This window comes from Dactylosporangium salmoneum (assembly GCF_039532525.1).
Taxonomy (GTDB): Bacteria; Actinomycetota; Actinomycetes; order Mycobacteriales; family Micromonosporaceae; genus Dactylosporangium; species Dactylosporangium salmoneum.
In genome coordinates, this window is record NZ_BAAARV010000025.1 from 122,251 (window position 1) to 134,559 (window position 12,309).

Sequence of the window (12,309 nt, forward strand, 5' to 3'; positions counted from 1 at the left end):
GGGCCGGTCGTTGAGGAGGATGTGGCCGGTGCGAGCCGGTCGTGTTCCACAACCTCCCAGGCCCTTCCTGTTCCCGGCGGCCGCCCGGTCCCACAAGTGCGGCGGCCGCCGGGGGCAGGCCGGGTGGATCCCAGGGTGAACCGGTGTCAGATGGGTCACGCGAGCGGCCCACAGACCCACCGCGGAATGGGGAGCACCCCGGCGTTGTTACAGCGGGGGTGCGGCGCTGCCGACGGCGCCGCCAGCGGAGGGAAACCAAGCGTGGCCACACTTGAGCGCGACGACCTGCGGTTCCGCGAGTTGCTGTTCAGTCCGGCGTGGCCGGCGGCGACCGACGCGGAGCCGGGCCCGTCGTGGCAGCCGATCGCCCGGGAACGATTGACGGGCGCCACAAACTCAGACCTCGCACAGCAACTCGGCGTATCCTCGGCGGGACGGTCGAGGGTGGGAGTCGCACGAGTGGTGAGCAGCGAAAGCGCGGAACAGCAACGGGTCCGCTTCGAGCGTGACGCGTTGCCCTTCATCGATCAGCTGTACGCCGCGGCCTTGCGGATGACGCGCAACCCGTCGGACGCCGAGGATCTGGTGCAGGAGACGTTCCTGAAGGCCTTCGCGGCGTTCCACCAGTTCGAGACGGGCACCAACCTCAAGGCGTGGCTGTACCGCATCCTGACCAACACGTACATCAACTCGTACCGGCGCCGGCAGCGTCAGCCCGTCCAGGCGCCGACCGAGGAGATCACCGACTGGCAGCTGGCGGAGGCGGAGTCGCACACCTCCAGCGGCCTGCGCTCGGCCGAGACGGAGGCCCTGGACCGGCTGCCGGACTCCGACGTGAAGGACGCGCTGCAGTCGCTGCCGGAGGAGTTCCGCCTCGCGGTGTACCTGGCCGACGTCGAGGGCTTCTCCTACAAGGAGATCGCCGACATCATGAACACGCCGATCGGCACCGTGATGTCCCGCCTGCACCGCGGACGGCGGAACCTGCGCCGGCAGCTGGAGACTTATGCTGCCGACCGGGGTTTCACCCGCAACCCGTCCGCTGAGCCGAGCGAGGTCTGAGTCAGATGAGCTGTGGAGACCCGCACGAAACCGACTGCAGCGACGTCCTGGCCGAGGTCTACCTCTATCTGGACCTGGAGTGCCCCGATGAGCGCCGCAGCCTGATCCGCGACCACCTGGACGAGTGCTCCCCGTGCTTGCGCGAGTTCGGCATCGAGCAAGAGGTCAAGGCGCTGGTCGCCCGCTGCTGCGGCTCGGAGCTGGCCCCGGCCGACCTCAAGGCCCGCCTGCGCAGCAAGCTCTCCGAGCTGGTCCTCAACGCCGACACCCGCGAGCTGCGGCCGGACTAGCAACCCGGCCAACCCGGCTACGACGGCCCGGACACCCCTAAATGCGGGAGTCCGGGCCGTGCTGCGCCGCGCGAGGGCGATGATCCCCGATATGCTGCGAGCGCATGTCGCTGCGTCAAAGGAGACCGGGATGGCCGACGAGATCCGCGCCGAGATGGTGGCGAACGTCTGGAAGATCACCACTGAGGTCGGGGCCGCGGTCGCCGAGGGCGACACGCTGGTGATCCTCGAGTCGATGAAGATGGAGATCCCGGTCGTCGCCGAGTCCGAGGGCACGATCAGCCGGATCGCCGTCAACGAGGGCGACGTGGTGCAGGAGGGCGACCTCATCGCCGTGATCGGGTGAGCACACCCGGCGGCGCACCCGAACTGGTCGTCCGGCTCGTGGAGCCGGGCGAGCACGACGCCGTCGCCCGGCTGACCGTCGAGGCCTACCGGGCCGACGGGCAGCTGGAGGCATCGCCCGAATACGCGGAGGTCCTCGCCGACGTCGCCGGCCGGGCCGCGGCGGCCGAGGTCCTCGTGGCCGTCCGGGACGGGGTCTGCCTCGGGGCGGTGACGTTCACGCTGCCGGGCGGGGACTTCGCGGAGGTCTCCAAGCCCGGCGAGGGCGAGTTCCGCACCCTCGCCGTCGATCCGGCGGCCCAGCGCCAAGGCGTGGCCCGCGCGCTGGTGCAGGCGTGCATCGACCGGGCGGCCGAGCTGGGCTGCGCGGCCCTGGTCATCTGCGTGCGCCACGACAACGACGGGGCGCACGCCCTCTACGGCGGGTTCGGCTTCGCGCGCGACCCCAGCCTGGACTGGTCACCGGTGCCCGGCGTCGAGCTCCTCGGCTTCCGCCTGCCCCTGCCCGTCCTCACGCGGCCCGTCCTCGCGGGGCCCATCCTCGCCCAGTAGGTCCGCGCCCACCTGGTCGACGAGCGTGTCGGCCAGGTGCGCCTCCACCTCGGAGTGGGCGTCCGCGGCGCGCAGCAGCTCCGCCGCGACCTCCAAGGCCGCCTCGCGCCGCTCCTGCGGCGTCCCGGGCCGCTCGCGCAGCAGGAACCAGCTGGCGTGGACCGAGAAGATGGCCATCGTGCGGCGCAGCTGCTGGGCCAGCGACTCCTCCGGGTCGGAGAGGAAGTCGAAGATCCGCCCCATCTGCTCGCGCAGGCGCATGCCCGCCGGGAGCGTGTTGACCAGCGTCTGGTTGCGCTCGAAGAACCGGATCACGTTGCCGTGCACGAACTCGTCGTGCAGCACGGAGTACCGCTGAATGAACTGCAGCCGCGTCGCCGAGTCCCGCGGCTGCGTGCTCGCCCAGTCCAGCAGCGCGTCGACCGCCCTGATGCGCTGCTCGATCAGGCTGGCGACGATGTCGTCCTTGGTCGGGAAGTGGTAGTAGAGCGCCGCCTTGGTCACGCCGAGCTTCTCGGCGATCTCGCGCAACGACGTCTTGTCGTACCCCTCCTCGATGAAGAGATCGAGCGCCACCCGCTGGATGTGGGCGCGCACGTCCTCGGCGCCGGACTCCCCGGTGTGGATCCGGTTGCGCCCGCGCACAACTCTCGCGGCGTGCTGTTCGTTCATCGTTGCCAATCTTACTTGACGCTCGGCTAGGAGACAGCTTACCGTGCGGCTAGTAAGTTCACTAGCCGGTCGACAGGTAAGTTCGGGGGCAAGGGGAGATGTCCGAATCAACCGAAAGGGCGCAGAGCCCGGTCAAGGTGGTCCTCCCGGGGCTGCTCATGGCCATGCTGCTGGCCATGCTCGACAACGTGATCGTCGGCACCGCGATGCCGCGGATCGTCGGAGACCTCGGCGGCGTCGAACACCTGTCCTGGGTGGTCACCGCGTATGTGCTCGGCACGACGGTCTCCACGCCGCTGTGGGGCAAGCTCGGCGACCTCTACGGCCGCAAGACGGTCTTCATGACCTCGATCGTGCTGTTCCTGATCGGCTCGATGCTGTGCGGCGTGGCCACGAGCATGGTGCAGCTCATCGGCTTCCGGGCGTTCCAGGGCCTCGGCGCCGGCGGGCTCATCGTCGGCGCGATGTCGGTGCTCGGCGACCTTGTCCCGCCGCGGGAGCGCGGGAAGTACCAGGGCCAGTTCGCCGCGGTGATGGCGGTGGCCATGGTCGGCGGCCCGCTGGTCGGCGGCTTCATCACCGACCACGCGAACTGGCGCTGGGCGTTCTTCGTCAACGTGCCGCTGGGCGGCGCCGCGCTGGTCCTGCTCGCGCTGCGGCTGCACGTGCCGAAGCGGCGCACCGAGCACCGCATCGACTGGCTGGGCGCGCTGCTGCTGTCCATCGGCGTCACGGCGCTGGTGCTCATCACGACCTGGGGCGGCTCGCAGTACGCCTGGGGCTCGGCCCAGATCCGCGGCCTGGCCGTGCTGGCCGTGCTCGGGCTGGTCGCCTTCGTGCTGGTCGAGCGCAAGCACCCGGAGCCGATCGTGCCGCTGGGCGTGTTCGCCAACCGCAACTTCACGCTGGTGGCGCTCGTCGGCTTCGTAGTCGGGTTTGCCATGTTCGGCGCGATCACCTTCCTGCCGCTCTACCAGCAGATCGTGCAGGGCGCCTCGGCGACCAACTCCGGGCTGCTCCTGCTGCCGATGATGGGCGGCATGCTGGTCACGTCGCTGGCGGTCGGCCGGATCATCACCAAGACCGGGCGGTACCGCATCTTCCCCGTCATCGGCGGCGTGGTGCTGGTCGGCGCGATGCTCCTGCTGGCCCAGCTGGGCGCGCACACGTCGAAGCTCACCTCCGGCGCCTACATGGCGGTGCTGGGCCTCGGCCTGGGCTTCCTGATGCAGACCACCATGCTGATCGCGCAGAACAGCGTCGAGCTCAAGGACCTGGGCGTGGCCAGCAGCACGGCGACCTTCGCCCGCTCGATCGGCGGCGCCTTCGGCGTGGCCGTGTTCGGCGCGATCTTCAACCACCGGCTGCACGCGCTGCTCGGCGAGCGGCTCGGCACGGCCGCGGCGGACAAGATGGCGGCCGGCGGCGGTGGCGCCCGGATCGACCCGTCGACCCTGTCCCAGCTGCCGGCGCCGGTGCGCAGCGCGGTCGTGGACGCCATCGCCGGCGCCGTCTCGAGCGTGTTCCTGTGGTCGGTCGTGGCCGCGGTGCTCGTGCCGGTCCTCGCGTTCTTCATCCGCGAGGTCGCCCTGCGCGGCGGGCCGTCCGAGCAGGCCGAGCGCACACTGGTTGCGCAGGAAGGCTAGTTTCGCGCACGACATGCGCGAATTTGCCCCTCGAACTAGCGATCGGTGCGCGAAACTGCCAGACTACGAGCAGGATCGCGCACCGATTGCGCGTTTGGACGTACCTAGAGGGGTGTGGACCAGTGACCGAGCAGCAGCCCGGCGCCGGGATGAAGGCCGACATCGCCGAGCAGCCGGAGGTCTTCGCCCGCCTGCTCGACCAGCAGGCCGGCGCCATCGCCGACGTGGCCGCGAAGATCGCCCAGTGGCGCCCGCGCAGCGTGGTCTTCACCGCGCGCGGGACCTCCGACCACGCGGCCCTCTACGCCGCCTACCTCACCGAGATCCGGCTCGGCATCCCGGCCGGCCTCGCCAGCCCGTCGGCCATGACGGTGTACGGCGCCCGCCCCGACCTGCGCGACACGCTGGTCGTCGGGGTCAGCCAGAGCGGCGGCTCGCCCGACCTGCACGAGGTGCTGCGGGTGGCCCGCGAGCAGGGCGCGCACACCCTCGCGGTGACCAACAACGCCGAGTCGCCGCTGGCCCAGGTGGCCGAGCTGCACGTCGACGTGGTCGCCGGGCACGAGGTCGCGGTGGCCGCCACGAAGACCTACACGGCCGAGCTGCTCGCGCTGCTCATGCTCGTGGAGAGCGTCCGCGGCGGCGGCGCGCTGCCCGCCGATGAGCTGGCCGAGCTGCGCAAGCTGCCCGGGCACGCCGAGTCGCTGCTGGCCGACGACAGCGTGGTCGACCTCGCCGCGCGCTACCGCTTCGCCGCCCGCCTGGTCACCACCGGCCGCGGCTACGCCTACCCGACCGCCCGCGAGACCGCGCTCAAGCTCATGGAGACCTGCTACCTGGCCGGCCTCGCGTTCTCCGGCGCCGACCTGCTGCACGGCCCGCTGGCGATGACCGACCCGGATGTGCCGGTGCTCGCCGTCGTCGGCAACGGCCCGGCCGGGGCGTCGATGCGCGACGTGGTGGCCCGGCTGGGGGAGCGGCGCGCCGACACGGTGGTGTTCGGCCCGAGCGGGGTCGAGGGCGCGAAGGGCTGGGTGCGCACGCCCGACGTCGACGAGCGCTACGCCCCGCTGCTGGACATCCTGCCGCTGCAGCGCCTGGCCCTGTCGCTGGCCCTGCTGCGCGGCGAGAACCCGGACGCCCCGCGCGGGCTCAAGAAGGTCACGACGACGCTGTAGGGGCCGCGGCGGCGACCTCGATGATCGCCGGCGTGCCCTCGCGCATCGCCTTCGTCTGGAACGTGGTGGCCGGGCGGTCGCCGACCATGATCGTGTAGGTCGCCCGGCTCCCCGAGAGGTTGCGGAACTCGAAGGCGAAGTTGCAGGTGTAGCCGCCGGCCGCGGCCTGCGCCAGCACCCCGCCGGACAGCTGGGTGGCCGCGATGACGTGGCCGGCGTCGTCGGCCGCCCGGACGGTCGCCCCCTCCACGATGTCCGGCACCGAGGTCGGCGCCAGGCACGCCGAGCCCGTCGAGCCGGCGGCGGCGCCGGCCACGCTGACGTACCCGTGCAGCAGGATCCCGTCGGGTTTCGACGTGTCGTCGTGGCGCCCGACCCAGCCACAACCGCCCAGCGAGAGCACCATCACGAGGGGAACCACCAAACGCCGCACCGGGCAACCTTAGTCTTGTGTGCGTGTCGACCCTGCGTGACCTCGTCGAGGAGCACACCAGCCTCGAGCCCGACGACATCGAGCACCTGCACCGGCTGGCCGGCGACTGGCAGATCGTGTCCGACCTCAGCTTCGCCGACCTGCTGATGTGGGTCCCGATCGAGGCGCGCGGCGAGTACGTCTGCGTCGCCCAGGTGCGCCCGACCACGGCGCCCACCGCCTACCAGGACGACCAGGTCGGGCGGGTGGCCGGCGGCCCCGAGGTCGCGCACCTGGCCATCGTGCGGCAACAGGGGCGCATCTGGCGGGAGGGGGACCCCGTCTGGTACGGCGACATGCCCGCCCGCCACGAGGCGATCCCGGTCCGCCGGCGCGGCGAGGCCAAGGTCATCGCCGTGCTCGGGCGCGACACCAACCTGAGCACCGCCCGCACGCCGGCCCAGCTGGAGCTCAACTACCTGACCACGGCCGACGACCTGGCCCAGATGATCGCCGACGGCAGCTGGCCGCCGCCGCGCCACCCGGGGGAGACGACCTCCGCGCCGCGCATCGGCGACGGACTGGTGCGCCTCGACGCCACCGGCAAGGTCACCTACGCCAGCCCGAACGCGCAGTCGGCGTACCGGCGACTGGGACTCGCCGCCCATCTGGTGGGCGAGAGCCTCGCTCAGATCACCGGCCGGCTGGTCGACGACCCGCTCGAAGGTGCCGACGCGACCGACCGGATCCACCTGGCCCTGCACGGCGAGGCCCCGGCCCGCAAGGAGCTCGAGGCCCGGGGCGCCACCGTGCTCATGCGCGCGCTGCCGCTCATGCCGGCCGGCGTGCCGATCGGGGCGCTGGTGCTGGTGCGGGACATCACCGAGGTGCGCCGGCGGGACCGGCAGCTGATGACCAAGGACGCCACGATCCGCGAGATCCACCACCGGGTCAAGAACAACCTGCAGACCGTCGCCGCGCTGCTGCGCCTGCAGGCCCGCCGGGTGGGGGTGCCGGCGGCCCGGCACGCACTGGAGGAGTCGGTACGCCGGGTGGCATCCATCGCCCTGGTCCACGAGACGCTGTCGATGTCGTCCGAGTCCTCGGACGAGGCGGTCGAGTTCGACGGCATCGTCGACCGGGTCGCCGCCGCGGCCGTCGAGGTCGGCGCGACCGTCCGGGTCGTCGTGCGCCGCGAGGGTGACTTCGGGGTGCTGCCCGCCGAGATCGCCACCCCGCTGGTCATGGTCCTCAACGAGCTGCTGCAGAACGCGGTCGAGCACGCGTTCGAGCCGGTGGCCCCGGAGGAGCCCGAGGTCGTCGTCTCCGTGCACCGCTTCCGCAAGCAGCTGCACGTGACCGTCGCCGACAACGGGTGCGGGCTGCCCGAGGGCTTCGACCTGGACGCCAGCGAGCGCCTGGGGCTGCAGATCGTGCGCACCCTGGCCACGGGTGAGCTGCGCGGCACGATCGAGCTGCGGCGGCGGGCCGGCGGCGGCACCGAGGCGGTCATGGTCGTACCGCTGGCCAAGCGCTGAAACCAACCGGAGTGTGGGACGGTGCCGTAACGAGGCCGGTGGGGCCGCGCAACTCAGTCCCGCTATTCCTATCGGCTGAGTCTTATTTCCGTTACCGTCCCGTGAAATCGAGCTGAGAGAACCCTCACGCGGACGTGGCGTAAGGACCGCTCTCCGTGGAACACTGCAAACCATGCACGCTGCTTCTCTGCGGCTCGTCAGCCGCCGACACGTCGACTACGGTCGCGTGCGCAGCGCCATCTGTCCGGCTTGCTGAACGCCGCCCGCCGAATTCTTTCCCGGGCGCGCGACTTCGCGCCGGAATCTTTATGACATCGACGTCATCCGTTCTCGGGCAATCCCGACGACGGCCGGCGCTTGGTCGCGTGCTCTCAAACTGAGAGGACGCCGACATGTCGGTGAACACCGTCCGCGGACGTGGTGCGGCCGGTGGGCGCCCTCGTGGTGAAGGCCAGTGGGCCCTCGGCCACCGCGAGCCGCTCAACCCGAACGAGCGCAGTAAGAAGGACGACAACCCGCTCAACGTGCGCGCCCGGATCGAGAACATTTACGCGCACCGCGGCTTCGACTCGATCGACCCCGCGGACCTGCGCGGCCGGTTCCGCTGGTACGGGCTGTACACGCAGCGCCGCCCCGGCATCGACGGCGGGCGCACCGCCGTGCTGGAGCCGGAGGAGCTCGACGACCGCTACTTCATGCTGCGCATCCGCAGCGACGGCGGACAGCTGTCGCTGGCCCAGCTGCGCGCGATCGCCTCGATCTCGCAGCGCTTCGCCCGCGACACCGCCGACGTCACCGACCGGCAGAACATCCAGCTGCACTGGATCGAGATCGAGAACGTGCCGACCATCTGGAAGGAGCTCGAGGCGGTCGGCCTGTCCACGATGGAGGCCTGCGGCGACAGCCCGCGCGTGATCCTCGGCAGCCCGATCGCCGGCGTCGCCGAGACCGAGGTGCTCGACCCGACCGAGGCGATCACCGAGATCAACCAGCGCTTCATCGGCGACCCGGAGCTGTCCAACCTGCCGCGCAAGTTCAAGACCTCGATCTCATGGCTGCCCGACACCCCGTACGAGGCCAACGACGTCTCGTTCGTGGGCGTGATCCACCCCGAGCACGGCCCCGGCTTCGACCTGTGGGTCGGCGGCGGGCTGTCCACCAACCCGATGCTCGCGGTGCGGCTCGGCGTGTGGGTGCCCCTGCACGAGGTGTCCGAGGTCTGGCACGGCGTGATCAAGATCTTCCGCGACTACGGCTACCGCCGGCTGCGTAGCCGCGCCCGGCTGAAGTTCCTGGTCGCCGACTGGGGTGCGGCGCAGTTCCGGCAGATCCTGGAGAACGAGTACCTCGGCCGGCGCCTCGTCGACGGCCCGGCGCCCGACCTGCCGGAGAAGCCGGTCGACCACGTCGGCGTCTACAAGCAGTGGGACGGCAAGTACTTCGTCGGGGCCGCCCCGATCGCCGGGCGCAGCTCCGGCACCCAGCTGGCCGGCGTGGCCGACCTGGCGGAGCAGTACGGATCGGACCGGGTGCGGCTCACGCCGTACCAGAAGATCCTGGTCCTCGACATCGCCGAGGACGACACCGAGTCGCTGGTCGAAGGCCTCGCCAAGGTCGGCCTGGAGGCGCGCCCGTCCCCGTGGCGGCGCAGCACGATGGCCTGCACCGGCATCGAGTTCTGCAAGCTGGCGATCGTCGAGACCAAGGCCCGCGCCGCGGAGCTCATCGAGTACCTCGAGCACAAGGTCGCGGAGCTCGACGCCGACATCTCGATCCACCTCAACGGCTGCCCCAACGCCTGCGCCCGCACGCAGGTCGCGGACATCGGCCTCAAGGGGATGCTGGTGCGCGACGAGCGGACCGGCGACATGGTCGAGGGCTTCCAGATCCACCTGGGCGGCGGCCTGGGGATGGCCGAGGGGCAGACGGCCGGCTTCGGCCGGAAGCTGCGCGGCCTGAAGACGACCGCCGCCGACCTGCCCGCGTACGTCGAGCGGGTCGCCAACCACTACCTGGCCGGGCGCGAGCCCGGCGAGTCCTTCGCCCGCTGGGTCATGCGCGCTCCGGAAGAAGAGTTGCGATGAGCGAGCGATCAATGCATTCAGTGTCTTTTGAGCCTCATGGCGCCGGGGAGCGAAGCGAGTCGGCGTCATGAGCGATCGGATGGCGCCGCTGTACTGCCCGTACTGCGGCGAGGAGGACCTCCGGCCACACGAGGACTCGCACGGCGCATGGGAATGCCGCAGCTGCGCCCGGGTCTTCTCGCTGAAATTCCTGGGACTGGCGGCGAACGCTTTGGAGGCGAAGCGATGAGCAGCACGACCGTTGCCCGAACTGCGCAAGAGTCCATCGACCTGGCCAAGGCCGCCTCGGCGCGGCTGGAGGGCCAGACGGCCGAGAAGATCGTGGAGTGGGCCGCCGGCGAGTTCGGCGAGCGCTTCTGTGTGACCAGCTCGTTCGCCGACGCCGTCCTCGCGCACGTCGTGTCGAAGGTGGTGCCCGGCGTGCCGGTCGTGTTCCTCGACACCGGCCTGCACTTCGCCGAGACGCTGCGGGTGCGCGAGATCGTGCAGCGCACCCTGCCGGTGACCGTCCGCTCGATCCGCCCCCGCCAGACGGTCGCCGAGCAGGACGCCGAGTTCGGGCCGCGGCTCTACGCCCGCGACCCCGACGAGTGCTGCTTCCTGCGCAAGGTCGAGCCGCTGGAGCGGGCCCTGGAGGACTACGACGCGTGGGCCGCGGGCCTGCGCCGCGACGAGTCGCCGAGCCGCGCCAACACGCCGGTCGTGAGCTTCGAGCGGGCCCGCGGCAAGTTCAAGGTGTCGCCGCTGGCGCTGTGGACGCAGGCGGACGTGGACGCGTACATCTCCCGCTACAACGTGCCGGTGAACGCGCTCATGCGCCAGGGGTACGCCTCGGTCGGCTGCTGGCCGTGCACGCGGCGCACGCCCCCGGGCGGCGACCCGCGCAGTGGCCGCTGGGCGGCGTTCGACAAGACCGAGTGCGGGCTGCACACCTCGGGATGACCGCAGCGGTGCTTCTCGTTGCCCACGGGTCTTCGGATCCGCGGGCGGCCGCGGCCACCCGCGCGTTGACGCGGGCGGTCGCGGCCCAGCGGCCCGGCCTGGACGTGCGCTGCGCGTTCCTGGACCACGGCGGACCGCGCCCCGGCGAGCAACTGTTCGCCTTCGAGCGGCTCGGTCACCGGGCGGCGGTCGTCGTGCCGCTGCTGCTGACCGCCGCCTACCACGGCCGGGTCGACCTGCCGGCCGTGCTCGACCAGGCCTGCGCCGACGGCCTGAGCATGGACGTGCGCACCACCGACGTGCTGGGCGCCGGCGCTCCGGCCCTGCTCCTGTCGGCCCTTCGGCGGCTGTTGCCTTCCGTGCGGTACGACGGCGTCGTGCTCGTCGCCGCGGGCACCCGCGACGACCTGGCCCGGCACTCCGTGGATGTGGCGGCGGGGGCCCTAGGGGCGTCGCTGGGCGTGCCATGCCACGCCGCCTATGCCTCGGGGTCCCCGGTGACGGGCGCGGTCGCCGTGGAGGCTCTGCGGGCGCGCGGCTGCCGGCGGGTCGCCATCTCGTCGTACTTCCTCGCGCCGGGCCGGCTGCACGACATCGCGGTCGCGTCGGCGCTGTCGGCCGGCGCGCTGGCCCCGGCCGCTCCGCCCCTCGGGGGCAACCTGGACGTGGCCCGGCTGGTGATGTCCCGGATCGGCGAGTTCGGGCGCGTACGGGCCGCCTGAGGCCGTTTACGGGCCGTTCCAACCGTCACGTGGCGCGTGATGGTTACCGTTGTCGGATGATGACATGCCCGAAGTGCCGTGGGGAGATGCGCCAGTACGAGCGCAGCGGCGTCACCGTAGACCAGTGCCTGGAGTGCCGCGGGATCTTCCTCGACCGCGGCGAGCTGGAGCGGCTCATTGACGCCGAGCAGGCCTGGCACGGTGGCCGCCAGTCCTCGCATCAGCCGCAGCCAAATCAGCAACAGCCCTATCCGCAGCAGTCGTATCCGCCGCCGCACGGTGGCTATGGGCATTACGGCCATCACAAGAAACACCGGCGGCACCACCGGGAAAGCTTCTTCGGCGAGCTGTTCGACTGAGACCGGGCCGTTCGCCTGGAGCCGGCAGTTCGATTGATTCACAGATGCAACAACGCCCCGGCCGGTTCGGCCGGGGCGTTCGCGTCTTCGTTCTCTAGAAAGGTCCTGGGCTGACAGTTCAGGCGGAGTGAGCGCGGACCCGCAGGCCGCCGCGACGCTTCATCAGGCGACGCTCGTCTTCGCTCATTCCGCCCCAGACACCTGCGTCCTGACCGGAGTCGAGCGCCCACTGCAGGCACTCGCTGGTCACGGAGCAGCGCTGGCAGACCGCCTTAGCCTGCTCAACCTGCAGCAACGCCGGTCCGGAAGTCCCGATGGGGAAGAACAGCTCCGGGTCCTCGTCGCGGCAGAGGGCATGGTGGCGCCAGTCCGACATGGCGGCAACACTCCTTGTTTTTTCGCGGATCGTTGTTTTGATTCCCTATATGCAGCTCATGCGACGGTTCGGCTAGGCGGAGCCTGAAGATCCGTAACATGCGTGCGGGCAACGCTCAGTGGTCGTTTCGC

14 protein-coding genes are annotated in these 12,309 nt (G+C 71.0%); 11 read left to right on the plus strand and 3 right to left on the minus strand.

Annotated features, from left to right (window positions below):
* The first annotated feature begins 261 nt into the window (after positions 1–261).
* The 4 genes from ABD352_RS16205 to ABD352_RS16220 all read left to right on the plus strand — a co-directional run bounded on the left by ABD352_RS16205 (position 262) and on the right by ABD352_RS16220 (position 2,249).
* A complete protein-coding gene (locus ABD352_RS16205) occupies positions 262–1,062 on the plus strand; it encodes a sigma-70 family RNA polymerase sigma factor (RefSeq protein ID WP_344613189.1) in 801 nt (266 codons plus the stop codon).
* Between the two features lie 5 nt (positions 1,063–1,067).
* Positions 1,068–1,352 carry a mycothiol system anti-sigma-R factor gene (rsrA, locus tag ABD352_RS16210; protein WP_344613190.1) on the plus strand — a complete coding sequence of 95 codons (285 nt, stop codon included), beginning with the start codon at positions 1,068–1,070 and terminating at the stop codon, positions 1,350–1,352.
* A 130-nt stretch (positions 1,353–1,482) separates the two neighbouring features.
* On the plus strand, positions 1,483–1,698 hold the full coding sequence (locus ABD352_RS16215; RefSeq protein WP_344613191.1) for a biotin/lipoyl-binding carrier protein: 216 nt from the start codon (positions 1,483–1,485) through the stop codon (positions 1,696–1,698).
* Positions 1,695–2,249, plus strand: coding sequence for a GNAT family N-acetyltransferase (locus ABD352_RS16220; protein WP_344613192.1), 555 nt, complete (start codon positions 1,695–1,697; stop codon positions 2,247–2,249). The genes ABD352_RS16215 and ABD352_RS16220 overlap by 4 nt, the downstream gene beginning before the upstream one ends.
* Here ABD352_RS16220 and ABD352_RS16225 read toward each other — a convergent pair.
* Positions 2,157–2,921, minus strand: coding sequence for a TetR/AcrR family transcriptional regulator (locus tag ABD352_RS16225; protein WP_344613193.1), 765 nt, complete (start codon positions 2,919–2,921; stop codon positions 2,157–2,159). The two genes, ABD352_RS16220 and ABD352_RS16225, sit on opposite strands and share 93 nt — an antisense overlap.
* Before the next feature lie 98 nt (positions 2,922–3,019).
* Here ABD352_RS16225 and ABD352_RS16230 point away from each other — a divergent pair, with 98 nt between their 5' ends.
* Both ABD352_RS16230 and ABD352_RS16235 read left to right on the plus strand, forming a co-directional pair.
* Positions 3,020–4,567, plus strand: a complete 1,548-nt coding sequence (locus ABD352_RS16230) for an MDR family MFS transporter (protein ID WP_344613194.1) — start codon at positions 3,020–3,022, stop codon at positions 4,565–4,567.
* A gap of 149 nt (positions 4,568–4,716) precedes the next feature.
* Entirely contained in the window at positions 4,717–5,745 is a 1,029-nt protein-coding gene (locus ABD352_RS16235) for an SIS domain-containing protein (RefSeq protein WP_344613552.1), read from the plus strand.
* Here the strand turns inward: ABD352_RS16235 and ABD352_RS16240 are convergent.
* Positions 5,729–6,178, minus strand: coding sequence for a hypothetical protein (locus ABD352_RS16240; RefSeq protein WP_344613195.1), 450 nt, complete (start codon positions 6,176–6,178; stop codon positions 5,729–5,731). The two genes, ABD352_RS16235 and ABD352_RS16240, sit on opposite strands and share 17 nt — an antisense overlap.
* 23 nt (positions 6,179–6,201) lie before the next feature.
* On the opposite strand from ABD352_RS16240, the gene ABD352_RS16245 reads away from it, so the two are divergent.
* The 5 genes from ABD352_RS16245 (at position 6,202) to ABD352_RS16265 (ending at position 11,802) form a co-directional block, all read left to right on the plus strand.
* Complete coding sequence (locus tag ABD352_RS16245; RefSeq protein ID WP_344613196.1) at positions 6,202–7,695, plus strand: sensor histidine kinase; 1,494 nt, start codon at positions 6,202–6,204, stop codon at positions 7,693–7,695.
* Positions 7,696–8,087: 392 nt separating this feature from the next.
* Complete coding sequence (locus ABD352_RS16250; RefSeq protein WP_344613197.1) at positions 8,088–9,779, plus strand: nitrite/sulfite reductase; 1,692 nt, start codon at positions 8,088–8,090, stop codon at positions 9,777–9,779.
* Between the two features lie 225 nt (positions 9,780–10,004).
* Positions 10,005–10,721, plus strand: coding sequence for a phosphoadenylyl-sulfate reductase (locus ABD352_RS16255; RefSeq protein ID WP_344613198.1), 717 nt, complete (start codon positions 10,005–10,007; stop codon positions 10,719–10,721).
* 8 nt (positions 10,722–10,729) lie between these two features.
* Positions 10,730–11,443: a sirohydrochlorin chelatase gene (locus tag ABD352_RS16260; RefSeq protein ID WP_425553554.1), complete on the plus strand. Its 714-nt coding sequence runs from the start codon at positions 10,730–10,732 to the stop codon at positions 11,441–11,443.
* A 59-nt stretch (positions 11,444–11,502) separates the two neighbouring features.
* Positions 11,503–11,802 carry a TFIIB-type zinc ribbon-containing protein gene (locus tag ABD352_RS16265; RefSeq protein ID WP_344613553.1) on the plus strand — a complete coding sequence of 100 codons (300 nt, stop codon included), beginning with the start codon at positions 11,503–11,505 and terminating at the stop codon, positions 11,800–11,802.
* A 118-nt stretch (positions 11,803–11,920) separates the two neighbouring features.
* Here the strand turns inward: ABD352_RS16265 and ABD352_RS16270 are convergent, their stop codons facing one another.
* Positions 11,921–12,178 carry a WhiB family transcriptional regulator gene (locus ABD352_RS16270; RefSeq protein WP_190257048.1) on the minus strand — a complete coding sequence of 86 codons (258 nt, stop codon included), beginning with the start codon at positions 12,176–12,178 and terminating at the stop codon, positions 11,921–11,923.
* Positions 12,179–12,309: the final 131 nt, after the last annotated feature.

Excerpts from the sequence above, each read along its gene's own strand:
- rsrA (WP_344613190.1), top strand. The coding sequence starts at position 1,068 with ATGAGCTGTGGAGACCCGCACGAAACCGACTGCAGCGACGTCCTGGCC.
- ABD352_RS16215 (WP_344613191.1), top strand. The coding sequence starts at position 1,483 with ATGGCCGACGAGATCCGCGCCGAGATGGTGGCGAACGTCTGGAAGATC.
- ABD352_RS16225 (WP_344613193.1), bottom strand. The coding sequence starts at position 2,921 with ATGAACGAACAGCACGCCGCGAGAGTTGTGCGCGGGCGCAACCGGATC.
- ABD352_RS16230 (WP_344613194.1), top strand. The coding sequence starts at position 3,020 with ATGTCCGAATCAACCGAAAGGGCGCAGAGCCCGGTCAAGGTGGTCCTC.
- ABD352_RS16235 (WP_344613552.1), top strand. The coding sequence starts at position 4,717 with ATGAAGGCCGACATCGCCGAGCAGCCGGAGGTCTTCGCCCGCCTGCTC.
- ABD352_RS16250 (WP_344613197.1), top strand. The coding sequence starts at position 8,088 with ATGTCGGTGAACACCGTCCGCGGACGTGGTGCGGCCGGTGGGCGCCCT.
- ABD352_RS16255 (WP_344613198.1), top strand. The coding sequence starts at position 10,005 with ATGAGCAGCACGACCGTTGCCCGAACTGCGCAAGAGTCCATCGACCTG.
- ABD352_RS16265 (WP_344613553.1), top strand. The coding sequence starts at position 11,503 with ATGACATGCCCGAAGTGCCGTGGGGAGATGCGCCAGTACGAGCGCAGC.
- ABD352_RS16270 (WP_190257048.1), bottom strand. The coding sequence starts at position 12,178 with ATGTCGGACTGGCGCCACCATGCCCTCTGCCGCGACGAGGACCCGGAG.